19 protein-coding genes and 1 pseudogene are annotated in these 22336 nt (G+C 64.4%); 8 read left to right on the top strand and 12 right to left on the bottom strand.

The features are described from left to right. Positions 1 to 96: 96 nt before the first annotated feature. Positions 97 to 720 (top strand): ATP-binding cassette domain-containing protein, encoded by a 624-nt coding sequence (locus AB3X96_RS07920; RefSeq protein ID WP_368589259.1) that lies wholly within the window; start codon positions 97 to 99, stop codon positions 718 to 720. Between the two features lie 50 nt (positions 721 to 770). Here AB3X96_RS07920 and AB3X96_RS07915 read toward each other — a convergent pair whose 3' ends face one another. Both AB3X96_RS07915 and AB3X96_RS07910 read right to left on the bottom strand, forming a co-directional pair. Continuing rightward, positions 771 to 1778 carry an NAD(P)-dependent alcohol dehydrogenase gene (locus tag AB3X96_RS07915; protein WP_368589258.1) on the bottom strand — a complete coding sequence of 336 codons (1008 nt, stop codon included), beginning with the start codon at positions 1776 to 1778 and terminating at the stop codon, positions 771 to 773. 73 nt (positions 1779 to 1851) lie between these two features. Further along, on the bottom strand, positions 1852 to 2166 hold the full coding sequence (locus tag AB3X96_RS07910; protein ID WP_176107625.1) for an antibiotic biosynthesis monooxygenase: 315 nt from the start codon (positions 2164 to 2166) through the stop codon (positions 1852 to 1854). A 190-nt stretch (positions 2167 to 2356) separates the two neighbouring features. Here AB3X96_RS07910 and AB3X96_RS07905 point away from each other — a divergent pair, with 190 nt between their 5' ends. Continuing rightward, positions 2357 to 2752: a DUF305 domain-containing protein gene (locus AB3X96_RS07905; RefSeq protein WP_368589257.1), complete on the top strand. Its 396-nt coding sequence runs from the start codon at positions 2357 to 2359 to the stop codon at positions 2750 to 2752. 13 nt (positions 2753 to 2765) lie between these two features. Here the strand turns inward: AB3X96_RS07905 and AB3X96_RS07900 are convergent, their stop codons facing one another. The 4 genes from AB3X96_RS07900 to prpC all read right to left on the bottom strand — a co-directional run bounded on the left by AB3X96_RS07900 (position 2766) and on the right by prpC (position 9488). Further along, the gene (locus AB3X96_RS07900) at positions 2766 to 4007 is read right to left on the bottom strand and encodes an MFS transporter (protein ID WP_368589256.1); all 1242 of its coding nucleotides are present in this window, start codon (positions 4005 to 4007) and stop codon (positions 2766 to 2768) included. A gap of 235 nt (positions 4008 to 4242) precedes the next feature. Continuing rightward, positions 4243 to 5427: a 2-methylaconitate cis-trans isomerase PrpF gene (gene prpF / locus AB3X96_RS07895; protein WP_368589255.1), complete on the bottom strand. Its 1185-nt coding sequence runs from the start codon at positions 5425 to 5427 to the stop codon at positions 4243 to 4245. 109 nt (positions 5428 to 5536) lie between these two features. Then, a complete protein-coding gene (gene acnD, locus AB3X96_RS07890; RefSeq protein WP_368589254.1) occupies positions 5537 to 8134 on the bottom strand; it encodes a Fe/S-dependent 2-methylisocitrate dehydratase AcnD in 2598 nt (865 codons plus the stop codon). 184 nt (positions 8135 to 8318) lie between these two features. Then, a complete protein-coding gene (gene prpC / locus AB3X96_RS07885; RefSeq protein WP_368589253.1) occupies positions 8319 to 9488 on the bottom strand; it encodes a 2-methylcitrate synthase in 1170 nt (389 codons plus the stop codon). Between the two features lie 244 nt (positions 9489 to 9732). On the opposite strand from prpC, the gene prpR reads away from it, so the two are divergent. After that, positions 9733 to 11691 (top strand): propionate catabolism operon regulatory protein PrpR, encoded by a 1959-nt coding sequence (prpR, locus tag AB3X96_RS07880; protein WP_368589252.1) that lies wholly within the window; start codon positions 9733 to 9735, stop codon positions 11689 to 11691. A 127-nt stretch (positions 11692 to 11818) separates the two neighbouring features. Here prpR and AB3X96_RS07875 read toward each other — a convergent pair whose 3' ends face one another. The 3 genes from AB3X96_RS07875 to AB3X96_RS07865 form a co-directional block, all read right to left on the bottom strand. Beyond that, entirely contained in the window at positions 11819 to 12304 is a 486-nt protein-coding gene (locus tag AB3X96_RS07875) for a hypothetical protein (protein WP_176379608.1), read from the bottom strand. Positions 12305 to 12629: 325 nt separating this feature from the next. Beyond that, the gene (locus tag AB3X96_RS07870) at positions 12630 to 12938 is read right to left on the bottom strand and encodes a hypothetical protein (protein ID WP_368589251.1); all 309 of its coding nucleotides are present in this window, start codon (positions 12936 to 12938) and stop codon (positions 12630 to 12632) included. Position 12939: 1 nt separating this feature from the next. Then, a complete protein-coding gene (locus AB3X96_RS07865) occupies positions 12940 to 13692 on the bottom strand; it encodes a hypothetical protein (RefSeq protein WP_368589250.1) in 753 nt (250 codons plus the stop codon). A 242-nt stretch (positions 13693 to 13934) separates the two neighbouring features. Here AB3X96_RS07865 and AB3X96_RS07860 point away from each other — a divergent pair, with 242 nt between their 5' ends. From AB3X96_RS07860 to AB3X96_RS07850, 3 genes are all read left to right on the top strand, one after another. Beyond that, positions 13935 to 15017, top strand: coding sequence for a tartrate dehydrogenase (locus AB3X96_RS07860; RefSeq protein WP_368589249.1), 1083 nt, complete (start codon positions 13935 to 13937; stop codon positions 15015 to 15017). Positions 15018 to 15300: 283 nt separating this feature from the next. Next, on the top strand, positions 15301 to 16287 hold the full coding sequence (locus AB3X96_RS07855; protein WP_368589248.1) for a M14 family metallopeptidase: 987 nt from the start codon (positions 15301 to 15303) through the stop codon (positions 16285 to 16287). Between the two features lie 372 nt (positions 16288 to 16659). Further along, on the top strand, positions 16660 to 18018 hold the full coding sequence (locus AB3X96_RS07850) for an MFS transporter (protein WP_368589247.1): 1359 nt from the start codon (positions 16660 to 16662) through the stop codon (positions 18016 to 18018). Between the two features lie 120 nt (positions 18019 to 18138). On the opposite strand, the gene AB3X96_RS07845 is transcribed toward AB3X96_RS07850, so the two are convergent. Continuing rightward, the gene (locus AB3X96_RS07845) at positions 18139 to 18786 is read right to left on the bottom strand and encodes a LysE family translocator (protein WP_368589246.1); all 648 of its coding nucleotides are present in this window, start codon (positions 18784 to 18786) and stop codon (positions 18139 to 18141) included. Positions 18787 to 18876: 90 nt separating this feature from the next. Between AB3X96_RS07845 and AB3X96_RS07840 the strand changes: the two genes are divergently transcribed. Together AB3X96_RS07840 and AB3X96_RS07835 are read left to right on the top strand one after the other, a co-directional pair. Beyond that, entirely contained in the window at positions 18877 to 19329 is a 453-nt protein-coding gene (locus AB3X96_RS07840; protein ID WP_368589245.1) for an Lrp/AsnC family transcriptional regulator, read from the top strand. A gap of 165 nt (positions 19330 to 19494) precedes the next feature. After that, positions 19495 to 19827 (top strand): hypothetical protein, encoded by a 333-nt coding sequence (locus AB3X96_RS07835; RefSeq protein ID WP_176120664.1) that lies wholly within the window; start codon positions 19495 to 19497, stop codon positions 19825 to 19827. Between the two features lie 24 nt (positions 19828 to 19851). On the opposite strand, the pseudogene AB3X96_RS07830 reads toward AB3X96_RS07835, so the two are convergent. Together AB3X96_RS07830 and AB3X96_RS07825 are read right to left on the bottom strand one after the other, a co-directional pair. Then, positions 19852 to 20293 (bottom strand): annotated as a pseudogene (locus AB3X96_RS07830) (glycosyl hydrolase 53 family protein); the annotation flags it as partial. Positions 20294 to 20333: 40 nt separating this feature from the next. Continuing rightward, the gene (locus tag AB3X96_RS07825) at positions 20334 to 22298 is read right to left on the bottom strand and encodes a beta-galactosidase (RefSeq protein WP_368589244.1); all 1965 of its coding nucleotides are present in this window, start codon (positions 22296 to 22298) and stop codon (positions 20334 to 20336) included. Positions 22299 to 22336: the final 38 nt, after the last annotated feature.

Raw genomic sequence — 22336 nt, 5'->3', positions numbered from 1 at the left:
AAGCAGGTGCACGCTGCTACACTGGCGCGAAATTACCCGCACGAAATGCGGCGCAATCCTGCGCCGCGGTTCACATCGCCCTTTGCGCGCCAACCCATGCTTCGATTCGACAACCTCAGCAAGCGCTACAGCGGCCGGGTCCTGTTCGAAGGACTGCACTTCGACACGACGTCCGGCTGCGTCGCGTTAAACGATGAATCCGGCAGCGGCAAATCGACGTTGCTCGCCATCCTCGCCGGCGCGCTCGAAGCCGATAGCGGCGACGTATGGCTCGGCGGCCATTCGCTGCGTACCGCGCAGCATGCCGCGCAAGCGCTGCTCACGTACGTGCCGGAAGACAGCATGAGCTGGCCCGATCAGACCGGCCGTGATTATCTGCGGCAGATCGCGTCGGCGCGACACACCGTGCTGACCGACGACGTGCTCGCGCTCGCCGAACGCTTCGGCCTCGCGCCGCATCTGGACAAACGCTTCGAGCAGATGTCGTATGGCAGCCGCAAAAAAGTGTTTCTGACGGCGGCCGCGCTCGGCGACACCCGAGTGCTGATCGCCGACGAACCTGCCGGCGGACTCGACGCGTCCGCGCGCACGGTGCTCGCGGAGCTGTTCAGAACGCTCGGCACGACGCGCACGGTGTTTTTCACGAGTTACGACGAAGGGTTCACGCAGGCCTGCGAGGCGACGCGTGTCTGTTTCGCGGACCTCGCGAGGCACTCTTGAGCTAGAACGCTCGCGCGCGCCATGCCGGGCCGCGCGCGAGCATTCCATTCTCAGATCGCCACGCAAATCTTGCCGAAGTGCGCACCCGATGCCTCGTGCCGGAACGCGTCGGCGAGCTTGTCCAGCTCGAAGGTGCTGTCGATCACCGGCTTGATGCCGGTCGTCTCCAGCGCGCGCACCATGTCGATCTGATCCTGCCGGCTGCCGACGATCAGCCCTTGCAGACGCTGTTGCCGCACCATCAGATGCGCGGTCGGCACCGGGCCCGAGCGGCCGGTCAGCACGCCGATCAGCGCGATATGCCCACCGATGCGGCATGCGGTGATCGACTGCGGCAGCGTGCCTGGACCGCCCACTTCGATCACGTGATCGACGCCGTGCCCGTTGGTGATGTGACGCACTTCTTTGCCCCACTCGGCATTGTCGCGATAGTTGATCGTATGATCGGCACCGAGTTCGCGCAGCTTCGCGAGCTTCGCATTCGACGACGACGTCGCAATCACCGAAGCTCCCATCGCCTTCGCCATCTGCAAGCCGAAGATCGACACGCCGCCGGTGCCGAGCACCAGCACACTGCTGCCCGCCTTCAACTGACCATCGACGACCAGCGCGCGCCACGCGGTCAGCCCCGCCGTGGTCAGCGTCGCCGCTTCGGCGTGGCTATAGCCGGCCGGCGCGTGCGTGAAGTAGTGGCTCGGCAGCACGACGACTTCGCGCGCGTAACCGTCGACGCCGTCGCCGGGGGTCGTCGAAAAATCGCCGAGTGCGGGCGAGCCGTTTTCCCAGTGCGGGAAGAAGCACGACACGACATGATCGCCGGGCTTGAATTCGCGCACGCCCGCGCCGACCGCTTCGACGACGCCCGCGCCATCGGCCATCGGAATGCGGCCCGCCTCGGCCTGCAGATTGCCGCAGACGACGCCGTAGTCGTGGTAGTTCAACGAGCTCGCGCGAATGCGCACGCGAATCTGCCCGGCCCCGGGCTGACCGGGATCGGGCAGATCGACGACCTGCAGGCTATCGACGGTGGCGGGCGAACCGATTCTGACGGCTTTCATGTTTTTCGTTCCTCGATGAGTGATGCGTGATAGGTGTCGGACGCGCATGCACCATGTCCGCGCGAGCGCTGCGCTATTTGACGGTCTGGATGACCTCGAAGCCTTCGAATTCCGGGTGGCCGAGATACAGTACGCGGCTTTCGTTACCGGCACTGCGATGCGCGGCGCGAAACGCGTCGGACCGGGTCCATGCCTCGAACGATGCCTGGTCGCGCCAGATCGTATGGCTCGAATAGAGCACGTGATCGTCCTTGCGCGGTCCCTTCAGCAAATGGAATTCCACGAAGCCCGGCACCTCTTTCAGATGGGTGTCGCGCGTGGTCCACAGATGCTCGAAGGCGTCCTCGGAGCCCGGCGCCACTTTGAAGCGGTTCATCGCGATGTACATACGGTCAGCCTCGTCGAGTGAGTGATGCTGCCAATGATGCTGGATTGGTGATCCGGTGGCATTTCATTATAGGCGTGCATTGCTTTGCCTTCGCTTGACCTTACCACGGTGGGAAGCTCCACGATGTCCGAGGTGACCGTTAGAATCGCGCGGATCACGTCGCCACTCTCTTCAACAACGGAAATCGAATATGAAAAACCTTCGCGCGGCGCGCGCTCTCTGTGTGTTCGGCGGTTTGGCATTCGCGGCGGCGGCTCTGCCCGCTCACGCGCAACATCAGGGCATGCCCGGCATGAATATGCAGGATTCGGCGCATGCGGACGCGGACGCATCGACGCAAGCCTTCAAGGCCGCCGATGATCGCATGATGCATGACATGAGCGCCCCCGAATACACCGGCGACGCGGATCGGGATTTCGTCGCGCACATGATTCCGCATCACCAGGGCGCGATCGAGATGGCGCAGGCGGAGTTGAAATACGGCAAGGACCCCGAGATCAAGAAACTCGCGCGCAACATCATCAAGGCGCAGCATGACGAGATCGCGTTCATGCGGCGCTGGCAGGAAAAGCACGGCGGCAAGTAACGCGCCGCCAGCGTCACCAGCGTGGGTGCTTGCGCAGCAGCGGCGACATCGCGATCAGACCGATGATCGGCCCCGGCAGCAGCAGCCACGCGACGCGCACATCGAGCGCGTGAAACACGCTCGTCGACCACAGGATCGAGCATGCGGACAGGAAAAAGCCGAAGCTGTTCTGCAGCGTCAGCGCGCCGCCGATCTTGTCGGCGGGACAGGCCTTCACGGACAGCGCAGAAAACTGCGGCGAATCGGCGATCACGCTGATGCCCCACACGAGTAGCAGCGCAAGCTGCGCGGCGGTGCCGAGCCCGGTGGTCAGCGGATAAATCGCGCACAGCGTGCCCGACATCGACAGTGCAAGCGCGGCGGTGCGCGCGCTGCCGACCGCCTGGCTGAGCCTGCCGCCGAACAGGCAGCCGAGCGCGCCAATTGCGATGATCAGGAACGACCACAATGCAACAGTGCCCGGTGCTGCCGGCGCGCCGCTCGCGAACGCGCGCTGCACGAGCAGCGGCGTCAGCGTCCAGAACGCGTACAACTCCCACATGTGACCGAAGTAGCCGAGCGCGGCCGAGCGAAACTCGCTGATGCGCACGACCTGTCCGACGCCCGCCGACAGACCGAAGCGCCGGTTGCCCGCGCGCCGCGCGTGCGGTCCCTCGCCGAGCACGAACACCAGCAGCGCGCCGATCACCGCGAGCCCCGACGAGGTGAGCACCACGGTTTGCCACGGCACGCCCGACAGCAACGCGCGAATCGCATGCACCGACGCCGTGCCGAGCGTCAGCATCGCGACGAGCAACGCGAGGGTCTGCGCGGCGCGACGCGGGTCCCACGTCACGAGCAGTTTCATGCCAAGCGGATAGATGCCCGCGAGCGCGACGCCCACGCCGAAGCGAAACACGAGCGCCGACGCGAGCCCGCTGCTGCACAGCGCGAACAGCGCATTCAAGGTCGCACCGAGCACGCCGCAGACGGCGAACACCTTGCTCGCCGACAGGCGATCCGCGAGTCCGGTGGTCGCCGACAGCAAGGTCCCGACGATAAAGCCGGCCTGCACCGCATTCGTCAGCCAGCCGATCCCGGACGCGCTCAGTTGCCACGCGATCTGCAAATCGCGCATCGCGCCGTTCGCGCTGAACCACAAGGAGGTGCCGAGCAATTGGGCAATCGCGATCACGAGCACCGCGCGTTTGGCACGCGCGTTGTCGCGCGCCGCGCCGGCGGAATTCGTTGCGTCGGCGTCCAGCCTGTTCTGCATCGTGCCTCCTCTGCGTCGGGTCTGAGCCGGCCGCTGGGAGTCGTTATGGGAGCGGCCGTCTCGAGCGGCCATTGTAGATGACGCGTCGGTTCACAGCGGCGGATGCGACGGCTGCGGCGCGCCTGGATCGGGGCGTTCGCGGAACACGAGCCGTGTCCACGTCACGCCGCTGTCGCGGTTGGCCTGTTGAACGGCTGACGTGCGCAACTCACACGCACGAGTCGCAGGCGCCACCTCAGCCCTGCTGCGGCACCCGCACCCAACCCTCCATCAACACGCGCGCGCTGCGGCTCATCATCGCCTTCGTGACGACCCACTCGCCGTCCTTCAGGCTCGCCTGCGCGCCGACGCGCAACGTGCCCGACGGATGCCCGAAGCGCACCGACTCGCGCTCGCCGCCGCCCGCCGCCTGATTGACGAGCGTGCCGGCGATCGCCGCCGCAGTGCCGATCGCGACCGCCGCCGTGCCCATCATCGCGTGATGCAGCTTGCCCATCGACATCGCGCGCACCAGCAGATCGACGTCGCCCGCGCGCACCGGCTTGCCGCTCGACGCCACGTAGTCGACCGGCTTAGCGACGAACGCGATCTTCGGCGTGTGCTGGCGCGTCGCGATCTCGTCGAGATTCTTGATGAGCCCCATGCGCAGCGCGCCGTGCGCGCGGATCGTCTCGAACATCGCGAGGGCCTTCGCATCGCTATTGATCGCGTCCTGCAACTCGGTGCCCTTGTAGCCGATCGCTTCGGCGTCGACGAAAATCGTCGGGATGCCCGCGTTGATCATCGTCGCCTTCAGCGTGCCGACGCCGGGCACTTCCAGGTCGTCGACGAGGTTGCCGGTCGGGAACATCGCGCCGCCCGCGCCTTCTTCGTCGGCGGCCGGGTCGATGAATTCGAGCGGCACTTCCGCGGCCGGGAAGGTCACACCGTCGAGCTCGAAGTCGCCGGTTTCCTGCACCGCGCCATTGGTCATCGGCACGTGCGCGATGATCGTCTTGCCGATATTGGCCTGCCAGATCCGCACGATCGCGACGCCGTCACGCGGCACGCGGCTCGCATCGACGAGGCCCGCGCTGATCGCGAACGGTCCCACCGCGGCCGAAAGGTTGCCACAATTGCCACTCCAGTCGACGAACGCCTTGTCGATCGACACCTGACCGAACAGATAGTCGACGTCGTGATCGGGCCGGCTGCTGCGCGAGATGATCACGGTCTTGCTGGTGCTCGACGTCGCGCCGCCCATGCCGTCGATCTGCTTGCCGTACGGATCGGGACTGCCGATCACGCGCATCAGCAGCGCGTCGCGCGCGGCGCCCGGCCGTTGCGCGGCCTCAGGCAGATCCTGCAGACGGAAAAACACGCCCTTGCTGGTGCCGCCGCGCATGTAGGTGGCCGGAATCCTGATCTGTGGTGAGTGCATGAAAGTGTCCTGATGTGACCTGTTCTTTGATGAGGAAGGGCGATGCGGCGTATCGAGCCGCATCGCCCTCTTCTGCTGTGACGTTCAGTGCAAAACTCGCTTCAAACCATCAAGCCGCCGCCCTGGCCGACTCGAGAAAGTCCTGCGCGAAACGCTGCAGCACGCCGCCGGCTTCGTAGATCGACACTTCTTCGGCCGTATCGAGCCGGCACGTCACCGGCACTTCGACACGCTCGCCGTTGCGGCGATGAATCACCAGCGTCAGATCGGCGCGCGGCTTGCGCTCGCCGATTACGTCGAACGTCTCGGTGCCGTCGATGCCGAGCGTCAGGCGATTCACACCCGGCTTGAATTCGAGCGGCAACACGCCCATGCCGACCAGGTTCGTGCGGTGAATCCGCTCGAAGCCTTCCGCGACGATCGCTTCGGTGCCCGCCAGCCGCACGCCCTTCGCGGCCCAGTCGCGCGACGAACCCTGGCCGTAGTCGGCGCCCGCGATCACGATCAGCGGCTGCTTGCGCTCCATATACGTTTCGATCGCTTCCCACATGCGCGTGACCCTGCCCTCGGGCTCGATGCGCGCGAGCGAACCGGTCTTCACCTGGCCGTTCTCGATCACCATCTCGTTCTTCAGCGTCGGGTTCGCGAAGGTCGCGCGCTGCGCGGTCAGGTGATCGCCGCGGTGCGTCGCGTACGAGTTGAAGTCCTCTTCGGGCAGGCCCATCTTCGTCAGGTACTCGCCGGCCGCGCTGTCGGGCAGAATCGCGTTCGACGGCGACAGGTGGTCCGTCGTGATGTTGTCGCCGAGCACGGCCAACGCGCGCATGCCCTTGAGTGTGCGCTCGCCGGCGAGCGCGCCTTCCCAGTACGGCGGACGTCGAATGTAAGTGCTGTGCGCGCGCCAGTCGTACAGCGGGTCGGCCTTCGCGCCGGTGTCGGCGGACAGCGCGAACATCGGTTCATACACCTTGCGGAATTGCTCCGGCTTCACGCTCGCCGCGACGATCGCATCGATCTCCGCATCCGCCGGCCACAAATCTTTCAGCGTGACCGCATGACCGTCCGCATCGACGCCGAGCACGTCCTTTTCGATGTCGAAGCGGATCGTGCCCGCGATCGCATAAGCGACCACCAGCGGCGGCGACGCGAGAAACGCCTGCTTCGCATACGGATGGATGCGGCCGTCGAAGTTGCGGTTGCCCGACAGCACGGCGGTCGCATACAGATCGCGCTCGATCACTTCCTTCTGGATCACCGGGTCCAACGCGCCGGACATGCCGTTGCACGACGTGCACGCATACGCGACCACGCCGAAGCCGAGTTGTTCGAGTTCCGGCAGCAGCCCTGCCTCTTCCAGATACAGCGTGACCGCCTTCGAGCCCGGCGCGAGCGAGCTCTTGACCCACGGCTTGCGCACGAGTCCGCGCCGGTTCGCATTGCGGGCGACGAGGCCCGCGGCGATCATGTTGCGCGGATTGTTCGTGTTGGTGCAGCTCGTAATCGCGGCGATGATCACCGCGCCGTCCGGCATCAGACCGGGCTCGTTCTCGACCTTGCCGCTGACGCCGCGCGCGGCCAGCTCCGACACCGGCAAGCGGCGATGCGGATTCGACGGCCCCGCGAGCGTGCGCACCACGGTCGACAGATCGAACTTCAGCACGCGCTCGTACTCGGCATGCTTCAGCGTATCGGCCCACAAGCCGGTGTGTTTCGCGTACGTTTCGACGAGTTTGACGAGTTCGTCGTCGCGGCCGGTCAGCTTCAGATAGCGAATGGTCTGCTCGTCGATGTAGAACATCGCGGCGGTCGCGCCGAACTCGGGCGCCATGTTCGCGATCGTCGCGCGATCGCCCAGCGTCAGGTTCGCCGCGCCTTCGCCATAGAACTCCAGGTACGCGCCGACCACCTTCTGCTTGCGCAGGAATTCGGTCAACGAAAGCACCACGTCGGTCGCGGTGATGCCCTCGCCCGGCTTGCCGCTCAGCTCCACGCCGACGATATCGGGCAGCCGCATGTACGACGCACGGCCGAGCATCACGCTCTCCGCTTCGAGGCCGCCGACGCCGATCGCGATCACGCCGAGCGCATCGACCATCGGCGTATGCGAGTCGGTGCCGACCAGCGTGTCGGGAAACGCGACGCCGTCCTTCACCTGCACGACCGGGCTCATCCGTTCGAGGTTGATCTGATGCAGGATGCCGTTGCCCGGCGGAATCACATCGACGTTGCGGAACGCGCGCTTGGTCCAGTTGATGAAGTCGAAGCGGTCTTCGTTGCGGCGGTCTTCGATCGCGCGATTCTTCGCGAACGCGTCCGGATCGAAACCGCCGCACTCGACGGCGAGCGAGTGATCGACGACCAGCTGCGTCGGCACCACCGGATTCACGAGCGACGGATCACCGCCTTGCGCGGCGATCGCATCGCGCAGACCCGCCAGATCGACGAGCGCGGTCTGGCCCAGAATGTCGTGGCACACGACGCGCGCCGGGAACCACGGAAAATCGAGCTCGCGTTTGCGTTCGATGATCTGTTTCAGCGAAGCGGTCAGCGTCACCGGATCGCAGCGGCGCACCAGGTTTTCGGCGAGCACACGCGACGTGTAGGGCAGCTTGTCGTAGGCGCCGGGTTCGATCGCGTCGACCGCGGCACGCGTATCGAAGAAGTCGAGTTCGGTGCCCGGAAGGCGTTTGCGGTTGGCAGTATTCATGACGTAGGGACAGGACGGTTATCGGCTGCCGGACGGTGTGCCGGCGGCCTCCGGGAGCGCGTCGCTCGCGCGGCCGGACGGGCAGTGCAGGTAGTTTAGCTCGCTGCTGACGGGTTGCTGATTTGCGATTGTTCGATGCTTCCAGCGGAGCGGCCGCGCGATGCGTGCCGCTCCGAGGCTCACGTCAAACGCGCTTCGCCAGCGGCACGAACGGCAGGTCGTCCGGTCCGGTGTAGTTCGCGCTCGGCCGGATGATCTTGTTGTCGACGCGCTGCTCGATGATGTGCGCGCTCCAGCCGGCCGTACGCGAGATCACGAACAGCGGCGTGAACATCGCGGTCGGCACGCCCATCATGTGGTACGACACCGCGCTGAACCAGTCGAGGTTCGGGAACATCTTCTTCGCTTCCCACATCACCGATTCGAGGCGCTCGGCGATCGAGAACAGCTTCATGTTGCCCGCTTCCTTCGAGAGCTTCTTCGCGACGTCCTTGATGACCTTGTTGCGCGGGTCCGAGATCGTGTACACCGGATGGCCGAAGCCGATCACGACTTCCTTGTTCTCGACGCGGCGGCGGATGTCGGCTTCCGCTTCGTCGGGCGTCTGGTAGCGCGACTGGATGTCGAACGCGGCTTCGTTGGCACCGCCGTGCTTCGGGCCGCGCAGCGCGCCGATCGCGCCGGTGATCGCCGAATAGATGTCCGAGCCCGTGCCCGCGATCACGCGGCCCGTGAACGTCGACGCATTGAACTCGTGCTCCGCGTACAGGTTCAGCGACACGTGCATCGCATCGACCCACGCCTTCGACGGCTCGACGCCATGCAGCAGATGCAGGAAATGGCCGCCGATCGAATCGTCGTCGGTTTCGACCTCGATGCGCTTGCCGTTGTGCGAGTAGTGATACCAGTACAGCAACATCGAGCCGAGCGAGGCCATCAGCTTGTCGGCGATGTCGCGCGCGCCGGGCAGGTTGTGATCGTCCTTCTCCGGCAGCACCGTGCCGAGCACCGACACGCCGGTGCGCATCACGTCCATCGGATGCGCGGCGGCCGGAATCCATTCGAGCGCGGCCTTCACGTTGGCGGGCAGGCCGCGCATCGACTTCAGCTTCGTCTTGTAGGCGGTCAGTTCGGACTGGGTCGGCAGCTTGCCGTGGACCAGCAGGTAAGCGATCTCTTCGAATTCGCACGCCTCGGCGATGTCGAGAATGTCGTAGCCGCGATAGTGCAGATCGTTGCCGGTCTTGCCGACCGTGCACAGCGCGGTGTTGCCCGCGGTCACGCCCGACAGCGCGACGGATTTTTTCGGCTTGAAAGCGCCTGTGTTCGGCGTGCTGTTGTCTGCTTCACTCATTTGGATTGTCTCCGGGAAAGGATTGGAATTTGGGGCATTGCCTTGACTGGGCTGCCTAGAACGCAAGGAACGGGCCAGGCCGCACGCCGCCTGCTAAGTGCCTGATTTGACGCAAGTGTGGCGAACCAATCAGGCGGCCTCGCCACACACTCGATTTCATTAATGAAACTGCGAATTTCAAATTGGGAACGAATGCTCGCATAATGGAGTCTCCGAACCAACCCGCCGTCGCGAGTCGCCCACCTTGAGCACCTCTCTTTACGAACCGCCACAGCGTCCGCGCGTCTGGGCGCTCAGCATCAGCCGCCTGCGCGATCTGTTCTTCGACATCGCCGGCGAATATGTGGATCGCGCGGATGTTCGCATCGTGTCGCACGCGTTCGAAGACGCGGTGCGGGAAATCGAAGGCGCGGGCGCCGCGCGGCCCGATGTCGTGCTAGCGGGCGGCTCGAATGGCGCATATCTGAAGACGCGCGTGTCGGTGCCGGTCGTGCGCATCAGTCCGACCGGCTACGACGTGATGCATGCGCTCGCCCGCGCGCGTCGCGAAGGCGCGCGCGTCGCGCTCGTCACGCACGGCGACACCCCCGACGAAGTCCGCCGTTTCACCGCCGCGTACGCGCTCGACGTCACGTTCGCGTCGTATCAGTCCGCGCAGGACGCCGAGAGCGTCGTGCTCGATCTCAGCGATCGCGGCATCGACGTCGTGGTCGGCCCGGGCATGGTCACCGATCTCGCCGCCAACGCGGGCATGGACGCGGTGTTTCTTTATTCGCGCGCGTCGGTACGGGCCGGCTTCGACACCGCGCTCGAAGTCGCGCAGGCGACGCGCCGCGAAACCGTGCGACGTCAGCGGCTCGACACGTTGCTGCAGCATCTGCGCGACGGTGTGGTCGCGCTCGATGCGCAAGGCCGCGTCGAACTGATGAACCAGCGTCTCGCGAGCGTGCTCGGCATCGATGCCGCGAAGGCCGTCGGCCGCGCGCTGCTCGAACTCGCGCCCGACCTTGCGGGCAGTCTGCCCGACGCGGAGGGCGACAGCTTCTGCACGGTACGCGGCGCGAGCTATGTCGTGCATCGCGGGCCGCTCGCGAGCAGCGGCGCGGCGCCGGGCACCGTGCTGACGTTTCAGGAATCGCGCGCGGTCGAGCGGCTCGATCGCACGTTGCGCGCGCGGCAACGTGTGCAGCAGTTCACCGCGCGCTACCGGCTCGACGATATCGTCGGCGCGTCGGAATCGATCGAACGGGTGCGCGCGCTGGTCGCGCGTTATGCGAGGTCGGACGCGACCGTGCTGATTCTCGGCGAGAGCGGCACCGGCAAGGAGATGGTCGCGCAGAGCATGCATCAGTTGAGCGTACGGCGCGACTTCGCGTTCGTCGCGATCAATTGCGGCGCGTTTCCGGAGGCGCTGCTCGAAAGCGAGCTGTTCGGCTACGAGGAAGGTGCGTTCACCGGCGCGCGCCGGGGCGGCAAGGCGGGGCTGATCGAGGTCGCGCATCGCGGCACGCTGTTTCTCGACGAGATCGGCGAGATGCCGTTGCCGTTGCAGAGCCGCCTGTTGCGCGTGTTGCAGGAGCGCGAGGTCGTGCGGCTCGGGTCGACGGAGCCAATGCGCGTCGATATCCGCGTGGTCGCGGCGACGCATCGCGCGCTGACCGACGCCGTCGCGGCCGGCAGTTTCCGCGCCGATCTGTACTACCGGCTCAACATCCTCAGCATCGCGCTACCGCCGCTGCGCGAGCGGCCGAACGACTTGCTGCCGCTCGCCGCCGAACTGTTGCGCCAGGCGGCCGCGCGCGAGCCGAGGCTGGCCGCGCGCGTGCCCGACGCGCAGACCGCCGCGCGCATGCTCGAGGGGTTGGGTGCGGCGCTGCGGCGCTATGCGTGGCCGGGTAATGTGCGCGAGTTGCAGAATGTGATCGAGCGGATCGTGGTTGAACTCGCCGATAGCGACGCGGGCACGGATGCCAGCGCGGCGCTCGTCACGCGCGACATGCTGCGCGTGATCGCGCCGGAAGTCGTCGAGCCCATCGCGCGCACGAAGCCGGCGGCGCTGACGCTGCGAGAGCGCAGCCGTCATGTCGAGGCCGATGAAATCCGCGCGGTGCTCGCGTCTCACGAAGGCGATCGCGATGCGGCTTGCGCCGCGTTGGGCATCAGCAAGACGACGTTGTGGCGCAAGTTGAATGCGGGGCGGTAGGTGTTTGCGGCGAAGTTTGGAACGGCGGACGTCATGCTGGGCCGAGACCCCTTTGGGTCGCGAATTGAAAACGTCGCACCGAGGCCGTTGGCAGCCCGAAAAGATGGTATTGCTTTTTGGTGCACAGTCAATACAAGGACCCGGGATCGACCTTGCCGCCTTCGATCACAAAGTGCTTCGCATCGGGATTCGAGGAGAATAGGCGCCAGTCCTCATCGTCAGGTATTGCATCCGCAAGAATTACTAGACGCATACCTCCCGCCTGCCAAATGACGGCATTACCGCCTTCGCCCGCCTCGATATCCAAAACAGCCGTTGGGCCTTGAGTCACAAGGAGATCGCGAATTCGTTGTGTTGTTATTCTCGTACTCTCTTCAGATGCTGCAAAGTCCGAGTAAGACGCAACGATCGCGCTTCCTTGCTCGATGCGCCAGTCACACTGAATATGTAGCGCCCAATCGCCCAGATGCTTGATGGTGCCTCTATTGGTCTTTACTTCCCGAAGCGGTCCGAACTGTAGCGTGAGCATGTCAGCCGCATGCGCCACTCCGCTAACGTCAAGCCCGATCAAAGTGGAAAGGTGACGAGCTACCTGCTCTTTCGTATCGATCATTCCGATTTGTCTCCAAACAAGTATAGGGCGCGCTCCATCATGCCGTGTTACTCAAGATCGTCGTTCTGGATATCGCAACGAAGGCGGCGAGTCTGATCCTTGTTCAGTCCAAGTGAGGGCAAGTGAAGTCATCGTGCCTCACAGCCAATGAAGAAGGCCCAATTGTGCAACAAGACACCATCCCAAAAAATCCGCCTCAAAGGAGGCGGCAATGGCCATAGCACTAGCTAGAACAGCCAGTCATCGAAGCAACTGGCCGATCAACATACGGACCGGCGCCGCATTGTGCATCGGATCGTTCTGATTTGCGTTTGCGTTGGTAGCACTAGTCTGCAGATGGCTTCTGCTTATCCCAATTGATTGGCTCTGCGGTCGTGATTTGGAGTCGCTCACGAAGTTCTACATGTACCCCTGCCTGCATGAGTATTGCCATCGCACCAAGCTTACGGGCGTCTTCATCCCCGATTGGCTCCGTCCCATACTCCTCTGCTCCGGGCGGAATGGTCATACCGCCGCTTCTGGCTATTTCACGGTCAATGACGGTCTGCACTTCTCTCCTGAATACCGTACACATTTTCAATTGCTGTGTTTGTTCGTCGTAGAAAATGATAGTTGCGCGTGGGGGCTTCGACATCTCAGTATCCTCGACAGCTTTGATAATTGAAAAAAGCGCGCTGGGTGCATAGGGCGTATGTGCGCGGATCCTGATATATCGCCCGCGCGACATTGCATTGCTCGATGTCCCGATCATAGAGTGCATAACATTCAGCCTCGTGGGCCTCACTGACGCCGCGCGCCGCAATGGTCTGCACATCGTCGCTTAACGCGTCCGGTGTGTACTCAAACGGCTTTGCGTTGCCAAGATTCTGCGGCACGCGCGGGCGGTTCCCGTAGATCGACCTTAGCATGTCCACGTCGCTCGATTGCTGCTCGCGCACGGGGCCCGCCCGGGACGCCATCTCCCGCTGCTCCCGTATCGCCTGCACGCACTTTCGCATCTCGTCCCGCTCAGGGACAAAGATCAGACTACCGCCCTTCACCTCGTTGTACAGGGCTTTGGCAACCTCATCGTCTTTCATCCTGTACATATGAAAGCGGTTGTGACTCCGGCCGAGCATATCGCGCAACTCGTACGACTGGTGCGACAGCAGCATGGATGGGCTATATCGCAGCCACGCTGCGCGCGCTTCCTCCATGCCCTGCACGATGTCATCGTGCGACTCGCGGGGTACGCTCGCCGGCAATGCAAAATGGAACCACCGGTCAACGTCAAACAACCAGTTAGATTCGAGGTGAAGGTTGAACGATCTGTAAAGACTGATCGAGAAGAAATGTCCGTGCCGCCTTTCACGGACCTCATGGAAAGAACCGAGGGAAAGTGAAGTCATCGTACCTCACAGCCAATGAAGGAGGCCCGATTGTGCAACAAGACACATCCCAAAAAACCCCTCCTTCAGCCTCGCATGAGATGCGTGCCGCGCCTTCCTCGTCGCGCAGATTCTCAAGTCATCGGATCAATATGCACATCCATCCCCGCCTCCGCCGGAACGACAAACCGCACGAACGAACGCGCCACGAATAAAATATCCGTCACCGAATCCCCAATCCATTCCCCAAGGAGGAGCCCAGCATGTCGAACAAATACCGGATTGCCGTCATCCCCGGCGACGGCATCGGCGTCGAGGTGATGCCCGAAGCGCTGCGCGTACTCGAGGTCGCAACGCAACGCTTCGGTATCGAACTCGAGTATCAGCACATCGAGTGGGCGAGCTGCGACTACTACGCGAAGCACGGCAAGATGATGCCGGACGACTGGAAAGCGCAACTTCAATCGGCCGATGCGATCCTGTTCGGCGCGGTCGGTTGGCCCGACACCGTGCCCGATCACATCTCGCTGTGGGGGTCACTGCTGAAGTTTCGCCGAGAGTTCGACCAGTACGTGAATCTGCGTCCGGCGCGCCTATTTGCAGGCGTGCCGTCGCCGCTCGCGGGACGCAAGGCCGGCGACATCGACTTCTGGATCGTGCGCGAGAATACCGAGGGCGAGTATTCGTCGGTGGGCGGCGTGATGTTCGAAGGCACCGAGCGCGAGTTCGTGCTGCAGGAGTCGGTGTTCACACGGCACGGCAGCGAGCGCGTGCTGAAGTTCGCGTTCGATCTCGCGCAGCGCCGCGCGCGCAAGAAAATCACCGTCGCGACGAAGAGCAACGGCATCGCGATCAGCATGCCGTGGTGGGACAAATGCGCGGCCGGCATCGCCGCGCAGTATCCGGACGTCACGTGGGACAAGCAGCACATCGACATCCTGTGCGCGCGCTTCGTGCTGAACCCGGACCGTTTCGACGTGGTCGTCGCGACCAATCTGTTCGGCGACATCCTGTCCGATCTCGGCCCCGCGTGCACGGGTACGATCGGCCTCGCGCCATCGGGCAACCTGAATCCGGACCGCAAGTTTCCGTCGCTGTTCGAGCCGGTGCACGGGTCGGCACCCGACATCGCCGGCAAGCACATCGCGAATCCGATCGCGATGATCTGGTCGGCCGCGATGATGCTCGACTTCCTCGGTCATTCGAGCGGCAAGGAACGCGAGGCGCACGACGCGATCCTGACAGCGATCGAGGCGACGCTGATCGAGGGTCCGCACACCGGCGATCTCGGCGGCAACGCAAGCACGAGCGAAGTCGGCAAGGCGATTGCTGCGAAACTCGCGTGATATGAAGCAAAGACGGCACGCGCCCTACCTCGCGCAACTGTGCGGCATTCCCGTCTACGGGATCGCGGGCTTTCTCGGCAACCGGTATTGGGCGATGCGCGAACGCACACGCTGAAAATGCGCATCGTATCCACACCTCATTGATATCTGTTCACGATTTTGTCGATGTCGCGGGATACGGTGAGCACATATCGGAAGAACATTTACTGTCTTTTGCGCAAGGCGCCGAACATAGCGACGTCTTACGGAAAGATTACCCATGCCATTCACCCGGGACGCCGCTATGAGCCGAGAAGCCTATCCGATCGAAGTCGAATTCCCCGATATTGCGCAGCACGAGCAGTCGTCGTCGGGCATCGCATACGTTCACACGTTCGATTCGGGCGTGCCCGGGCCGCACGTGATGATCAACGCGCTTACACATGGCAACGAAGTGTGCGGCGCGATCGTCGTCGATGAGTTGCTGCGCCGCGCGCTGCGGCCGCGACGCGGGCAGCTCACGCTGTCGTTCGCGAACGTCGCCGCGTACCGGCGTTTCGATCCCGCGAATCCCGACGCCGCGCGCTTCGTCGATCAGGACTTGAACCGCGTGTGGACGGCGGCGGTGCTCGACGACAGATCGCGCACGTCGAGCGAACTTAAGCGCGCGCGTGCGATGCGCCCGGTGATCGACACGGTCGACGCGCTGCTCGACCTGCATTCGATGCACGAGCGGTGCAAGCCGCTGATCGTCGCGGGACCGCTGCAAAAAGGCATCGACCTCGCGGTGCGGCTCGGTACGCCCGCCACGGTGATCTGCGACGAAGGGCATCCCGAAGGCCGCCGCATGCGCGACTACGAAGGGTTCGGCGATGCCGCGAGCCCGAAGAACGCGTTGCTGATCGAATGCGGCCAGCATTGGGAGCGCAGTGCGGTGGCGGTCGCACGCGACGCGACCGCGCGTTTCCTGTTGCTGGCCGGCGTGATGGACGAGACGGATCTGCCGCCGGGGTGGCTCGCGCCGTTGCCGCCCGAGCAGAGCATCGTGCGCGTGACACAGCCGGTCGTCGCGACCAGCATGGACTTCAGCTTCGCGGCGGCGTACACCGGCCTCGAGGTTTTCGCCAAGGCAGGCGCCGTGATCGGCTGGTCCAACGGCGAAGAGGTGCGCACCCCCTACGACAACTGCATGCTCGTGATGCCGTCGCTGCGGCAGTTGCGCCCCGGTGTGACCGTCGTGCGGCTGGGACGAATCGAGCGGACGGTGGCTCATCCCGCGGTGACGAGCTGACCGGCGGGTGTCTCGAAGCCGTTTGCCGCTTGTTTCGGCGCGCTGAGCTTGGCGCGCCTGGCCCTTTCTCCGGCGCGTTTGCAGCGCACCGCCCTGCCACGCATCGACAGCGCGAAAACTCGGGTATTCCCCCGTTGACCGGATTGATTTCATTCCTTACAGTGGCGCGCGTTCGCGTAGAGAATCACCGTTCTGTATACGAACAACATTCCTCGCCCGGCGCGATTCCGTCAAGCCGATCCGTCCGGGTATGATTCATTGCCGATGCATGGCCAATTCGGCCACTGCAGGCAGCGTGCGCCGTTGCCAGACGGCGTACAGTTTGAGAAGAATCGCTCGTCGTGTCGGGCCTTTCGCTGTCAGGAGACCATCATGAACCGCAGCCCCGCTGTGAACGTTCAAACCTTCATTAACGAGCATCCGTTTTCGCCGTTCCAGTGGCTGATCTTTTTCATGTGCTTCATCATCGTCCTGCTGGACGGTTTTGACACTGCTGCGATCGGCTTCATCGCGCCTTCGCTGGTCACCGAATGGGGCATCGAGAAGCCCGCGCTCGCGCCGGTGCTGAGCGCCGCGCTGTTCGGCCTCGCGTGCGGCGCGCTCGGCTCGGGCCCGCTATCCGACCGCCTCGGGCGTCGCTCGATGCTGGTCGGCTCGGTGCTGCTGTTCGGCCTTGCCTGTCTCGCGTCGGCGTTCTCGACCAGCATCGACCAGCTGACCGTGCTGCGCTTCATCACCGGCGTCGGCCTCGGCGCCGCGATGCCAAACGCGGTCACGATGATGGGCGAATACTGTCCGGACAACCGCCGCGCCACCGTGATCAACCTGATGTTCTGCGGCTTCCCGCTCGGCGCCGCGTTCGGCGGTTTCCTCGCCGCGTGGATGATTCCGCATCTGGGCTGGCGCAGCGTGCTGATCCTCGGCGGCGTCACGCCGCTGCTCCTGTTGGCGCTGCTACTCGCCAAGATGCCGGAGTCGGTCCGCTACATGGTCGCGAACAACAAGCCGGCCGACCGGATTCGCGCGGCGCTTGCTCGCATTTCCGGCGACGCGGTGCAGGCCGTCGGCTTCACGATGACCGAAACCGCGCCGCAAACCGGCGGCAAGGGTCTCGGCGTCGTGCTGTCGCGCTCGTACATCGTCGGCTCGGTGATGCTGTGGCTCGCGTACTTCATGGGCCTCGTGATCTTCTACGCGTCGATCAACTGGATGCCGATCCTGCTGAAGGACGCCGGCCTCACGCCGCAACGCGCGACGCTGATCTCCGCGCTGTTCCCGCTCGGCGGCGTCGGCGCGGTGCTGGCCGGCGTGCTGATGGACCGCTTCAACGCGAACCGCGTCATCGCGGTCTGCTATGCGCTGACCGCCATTAGCGTGTACTTCATCGGTCAGGCGGCCGGCAACGTCGGCGCGCTCGTGCTGATCGTGTTCATCGCCGGCGTGCTGATGAACACCGCGCAATCGTCGATGCCGGCGCTCGCCGCCGCGTTCTACCCGACCGCGGGCCGCGGCACGGGCGTCGCGTGGATGCTCGGCGTCGGCCGCTTCGGCGGCATCGCGGGCTCGTTCCTCGTGGCCGAGCTGACGCGCCGCCACTTCTCGTTCGGCGGCATCTTCACGACGATCGCGGCCGCGGGTGTGCTGTCGTGCGTCGCGCTGCTGATCAAGCAGGCGGCACGCCCGCATACGTCGGAAGCGGGTGCGTCGAAGACGCAATCGTTCGGCCATTGAGCGTGCAATGAAATGTGTCCGCTAGCGGACCGTTAACGGTTCGAACGAGTGGTGACCCAGAAGCCGCCCTGCGATTCGCAGGGCGGCTTTTTATTTGGCTGAACGCATGGAATCTCGCGCCTATTTGAACGCGAGGAGCTGCTCGACACACAGCAGCACGGCAATCAGAACCATCGCCGCGCCCGAAACCTGGCTAACCCTGCGCGCGACGCTCGGACGCGTGCGCAAAACCACCTTCGAGCCGAGTCCGACGACCGAATAAACCACCGCGCAATTGGCCATGTGCAGCAGGCCCAACGCGCCGATCTGCACCGGAATCGACCACGCGTCGGTCGCACGCGTGAATTGCGGCAGCAGCGCGAGAAACAGCAGCAGCGCTTTCGGATTGAGGCCGCTCACCGCGAAGCCGCGGATGGACCAGTCCAACGCCGCGCCGGATGCGCGCTGGGCCGCTACCGTCGGCACCGCGGGGCGAGCAAGAATATTGCCGCCGACCCACAGCAGATAGCCCGCCCCCACGAACGTCAACACGGCCAGCACCGCTGGCGCCTTGGCGACCAGCGCGCCGACACCGGCCGCCACCACCACGGTGATCGCCAGATAGCCGGACAACATGCCGGCGATGGCGGGCGCAATCGCCCGCTCGCGCAATCCAGCCGAGATCGCGTACGCCCAGTCCGCGCCGGGTACCAGCACCAACGAAAAAGACACGAGCCAAAAGGCCGTCAACAAGCTCACTTCCACAGCCTTCTTCTCCCCGACGAGCATATTTGGACGGAGGGAATGTTACGGCTTTGGCTGTCGAAGGTGCTCCCTCTTTCTTGCCCCCACAAAGCGGTCTGCGCTAGAATTTTTCATATGGACGAAATTGACCGCAAGATTCTTGCTGAATTGCAGCAAGATGGACGACTCACCGTCACTGAACTCAGTGAGCGGATCGGTCTGAGTCTTTCGCCGTGCCAGCGGCGCCTGCGGGCTTTGGAGAAAGCCCGGGTCATCAGCGGCTATCGCGCGGTTATCGATCCGGCAACGATCGGTTTGAACTTCTCGGCAATCGTGTTCGCGACGTTACGGGAAGGCAGTAGCCAAAACATCGAGTCTTTCGAACGCGCGCTGTCGGACATCCCGGAGATCACCCGGGCGGAGCGCCTGTTTGGCGATCCGGATTGCATGCTGCACGTCGTCACCCGCGATCTGAAGGCGTTCCAGGTGCTTTACGACCGCTATCTGTTGACGCTGCCCTGCGTGCTGCGACTGTCGTCGACGCTGGTCATGAAGAGCATTTTCGAAGATCGGCCGCTGCCGTTGTGACGCAACGACGTCACGCCCGTTCGCCTGCGGCGTTGTGATCCACCGCGGCAAAAAGCGCCCCAGGCCACTTCCCGATACACTACGCAACAATTTTTCCGCGCGCGGCCCGGCGCGGCGACCACCGCCGCTTCCCCGCCGCCGCCGTCTCATCTCAGGATTCCGGTAATGAAACGCGTTGTCGTATCCGCGCTCGTCGCGCTGTGCGTCGCGCAGCCGGCCACTCAGGCCGTTGCGCAGACCGTCAGCAATCAATGTTTCGCGCTCGGCGATATCGCCGGCCAGGTCGCGTCGTGGCGCGCCCACAAGAAGACCAAAGCTCAGGCGCTCGACCAGGCCGCCCGCTACTACAAGGACCCGTCCGACCGCGCGGCCGTCAATGCGATCATCGAAAAGATCTACCGCCCCGACGCGCCCCACATGACGCCCGATCAGGCGAGCATGGCGATCACGTCGGAGTGCGTGAACCAGCACAAGGGGCAGGCAGCGCCGGCACAGTAATGCCGGTGTGTCGCCCGCGATGCGCTAACGCCGCCGGAACGCCTCCAGCGACGACAACGCATTGCCGTGGAAATCGAACAGCGTGTTGTTGTCCCACTGATCGCCGGCGCCAACTTTCCAGCCGACGTTCGGCGTCGGAATCCACTCCGGCTCCCACCAGAACACGCCCTTGCCGTGGCGGTCGGGGATCGCCTTCACGATGTCGGTCACCGCGCCGAGGGACTGCGCCTGGCCGGCGGGCGTCTGCGGATACGGCGCAGTGCCGACGTTGGTCATCGAGTCCGGTTCCGGATCGCCGTCGCTGGTCGTCCACGGATACGCGGTCTCGACGACGATCACGTCCTTGTCGTAGCGCGTCGCGAGATCTCACATTGCCCTGCAGGTCGCTGAACGAGCCCTGCCACGGCGGGTAGTACGACAGGCGGATCACGTCGAATGTGACGCCGCGCTGCGTCATGCTGTCGAACCTGGTTGACTCTCCGACATGACGTGACATCCGCACCACGTCACGTGTCTTTCCACACGCAAACGTCGCAGGTATTCAGGCGCGGCTCGCCGAGCACGAACGTCGCATGGCGCGGCGCCGGCACCTGCACCGGTTGCGCGCCGAAATTGAATGCGAAGGTCAGGCCGCCACGGCGGCGCAGCCGCAGTCCGTCGGCGAGCATCTGCGTATCGAGTCCCGCGTCGCGCGCCGCCTGCCGCAACACCGTGCGATGCAGTTCATGCGACAGCCAGCCGGCCACGTAGCGCACGTTGCCGTGCATCAGCAGCGCGGGCCACGCATCGTCGAAGCGCGCGGCAATGCGTGTCTCGCCATTGGCGCGCACATGCTCGCGCCAGTGCAGCGCGTGACCCGTCGTGCCGTCGAGCGACAGCGCGGGCGCGAGCGTCGAGCGCAGTGTTTCGACTTCGAGCACCTGGATCGGCAGCACGCGCTGCAATGCGCCGGGCGGGAGATTGCCCGGAATCGCGAACGCGTCGGTTTTCGAGCCGCTGCGCGGGCCGAACACCCATTGCGCGTTCGAACGCGCGATCTGCTCGACGAGTGCGGCGTCGACCACCGCGAGACTCGGCACCACGACTAGCTGGTAGCCTGAAAGATCCGCCCGGCTCGACACGATGTCGACATCGAGCCCGAGTTCGCGCAGCGACTCGTAGTAGTCGAACGCGAGCGTCTGATAGTCGAAGCCGTTGCCATGTCGCTGAATTTCGAACATCCACTGCGTCTCGTAGTCGAATACCAGCGCGGTGGCCGCTCGTGCGGGCGCGGCAAGCGTCGACAGCGCCGTACTGCCCGCGATTTCACGCGCGGCCCGTTGCACCTCGAGACCGCCCGGCGACAGTTCGTTGTTCGGCAGGTTGAGCCCGGAATGCATCTGCTCCTGCGCATATGGGCACTGGCGCCAACGGAAATACGACACCAGCTCCGCGCCATGCGCGAACGCCTCGTAAGCCCACAGCCGCACCATGCCCGACGCCGGCACCGGATTCCACGACGCCCAGTTCACCGGACCGGCCTGCTGCTCCATCACCCAGAAGCGCCCGCCGCCAATGCCGCGGTAGCGGTCGTGATCGAACGCGGACACGTCGGGATGTCCGGTACGCGCGAAGCGCGCCTTCTGCTCCTCCGGCAATGCGATCGATTCGGTGCGCGCGATCGGATAGCTATCCCATGCGGCGATGTCGATCGCGTTGTCGGCGGCGAAGCGATAGTGATCGAAGGTCGTGAAAAAGCCCATGAAGTTGTGCAGCAGATCCGCGTTCGGCGCATGCTCACGCAACACGTCGATCTGTTCGCGATGGAAGCTCGCGACCTCGTCGGACATGAAGCGGCGGAAATCGAGCAGATGGATCGGATTGGCGTCGGTAGGTGTCAGCGTCGGCAGACCGATCGCGTCGAACGACGGGTACTCCATGCTCCAGAACACGTTGCCCCACGCGTCGTTCAACGCGCCGATCGTTGCATAGCGCCGTTGCAGCCACGCGTGAAAGCGCTGCAATGCCGTGGGCGAATAGCTCGGCACCGTATCGTGGCAGCCGAGTTCGTTATCGGTCTGCCACGCGACGATCGACGGATGCCGTCCGTAGCGCTGCGCCATCGCGGTGACGATGCGCACGCATTCGCGCCGGTACGTGTCGCTCGAAATATCGTAGTGACGCCGCGAGCCGAAATTCCAGCGCGTGCCGTCCGCGCGCACCGGCAGCACGTCCGGATACGCGTCGACGAGCCACTTCGGCGGCGCAGCGGTCGGCGTGCCGAGCACGAGTTTCAGGCCCGCTTTGGCCAGCGTGTCGAGGGCTTCGTCGAGCCATTGCCAGTCGTATTCGCCGGCGCGCGGCTCCATGCGGCTCCACGCGAATTCGGCGATCCGCGCATGCGTGATGCCGAGTTCGACCATACGTTGTGCGTCGTCGGCCCACATCGCGCGCGGCCATTGTTCCGGGTAGTAGCAGACACCAAGTTGCATGTGAAAGTCTCGTGGTGAGGTGACGTCGAGCCGTCGTT

The sequence above is a fragment of the Paraburkholderia sp. BR13439 genome (assembly GCF_040948805.1).
GTDB lineage: Bacteria > Pseudomonadota > Gammaproteobacteria > Burkholderiales > Burkholderiaceae > Paraburkholderia > Paraburkholderia youngii.
Note: the sequence above shows the minus strand (reverse complement) of the source record. Positions and strands in the feature narration are given on the sequence as shown.

Coding starts and splice junctions, on each gene's coding strand:
- AB3X96_RS07920 (WP_368589259.1), top strand. CDS start 97: ATGCTTCGATTCGACAACCTCAGCAAGCGCTACAGCGGCCGGGTCCTG.
- AB3X96_RS07915 (WP_368589258.1), bottom strand. CDS start 1,778: ATGAAAGCCGTCAGAATCGGTTCGCCCGCCACCGTCGATAGCCTGCAG.
- AB3X96_RS07910 (WP_176107625.1), bottom strand. CDS start 2,166: ATGTACATCGCGATGAACCGCTTCAAAGTGGCGCCGGGCTCCGAGGAC.
- AB3X96_RS07905 (WP_368589257.1), top strand. CDS start 2,357: ATGAAAAACCTTCGCGCGGCGCGCGCTCTCTGTGTGTTCGGCGGTTTG.
- AB3X96_RS07900 (WP_368589256.1), bottom strand. CDS start 4,007: ATGCAGAACAGGCTGGACGCCGACGCAACGAATTCCGCCGGCGCGGCG.
- prpF (WP_368589255.1), bottom strand. CDS start 5,427: ATGCACTCACCACAGATCAGGATTCCGGCCACCTACATGCGCGGCGGC.
- acnD (WP_368589254.1), bottom strand. CDS start 8,134: ATGAATACTGCCAACCGCAAACGCCTTCCGGGCACCGAACTCGACTTC.
- prpC (WP_368589253.1), bottom strand. CDS start 9,488: ATGAGTGAAGCAGACAACAGCACGCCGAACACAGGCGCTTTCAAGCCG.
- AB3X96_RS07875 (WP_176379608.1), bottom strand. CDS start 12,304: ATGATCGATACGAAAGAGCAGGTAGCTCGTCACCTTTCCACTTTGATC.
- AB3X96_RS07870 (WP_368589251.1), bottom strand. CDS start 12,938: ATGTCGAAGCCCCCACGCGCAACTATCATTTTCTACGACGAACAAACA.
- AB3X96_RS07865 (WP_368589250.1), bottom strand. CDS start 13,692: ATGACTTCACTTTCCCTCGGTTCTTTCCATGAGGTCCGTGAAAGGCGG.
- AB3X96_RS07860 (WP_368589249.1), top strand. CDS start 13,935: ATGTCGAACAAATACCGGATTGCCGTCATCCCCGGCGACGGCATCGGC.
- AB3X96_RS07855 (WP_368589248.1), top strand. CDS start 15,301: ATGAGCCGAGAAGCCTATCCGATCGAAGTCGAATTCCCCGATATTGCG.
- AB3X96_RS07850 (WP_368589247.1), top strand. CDS start 16,660: ATGAACCGCAGCCCCGCTGTGAACGTTCAAACCTTCATTAACGAGCAT.
- AB3X96_RS07845 (WP_368589246.1), bottom strand. CDS start 18,786: ATGCTCGTCGGGGAGAAGAAGGCTGTGGAAGTGAGCTTGTTGACGGCC.
- AB3X96_RS07840 (WP_368589245.1), top strand. CDS start 18,877: ATGGACGAAATTGACCGCAAGATTCTTGCTGAATTGCAGCAAGATGGA.
- AB3X96_RS07835 (WP_176120664.1), top strand. CDS start 19,495: ATGAAACGCGTTGTCGTATCCGCGCTCGTCGCGCTGTGCGTCGCGCAG.
- AB3X96_RS07825 (WP_368589244.1), bottom strand. CDS start 22,298: ATGCAACTTGGTGTCTGCTACTACCCGGAACAATGGCCGCGCGCGATG.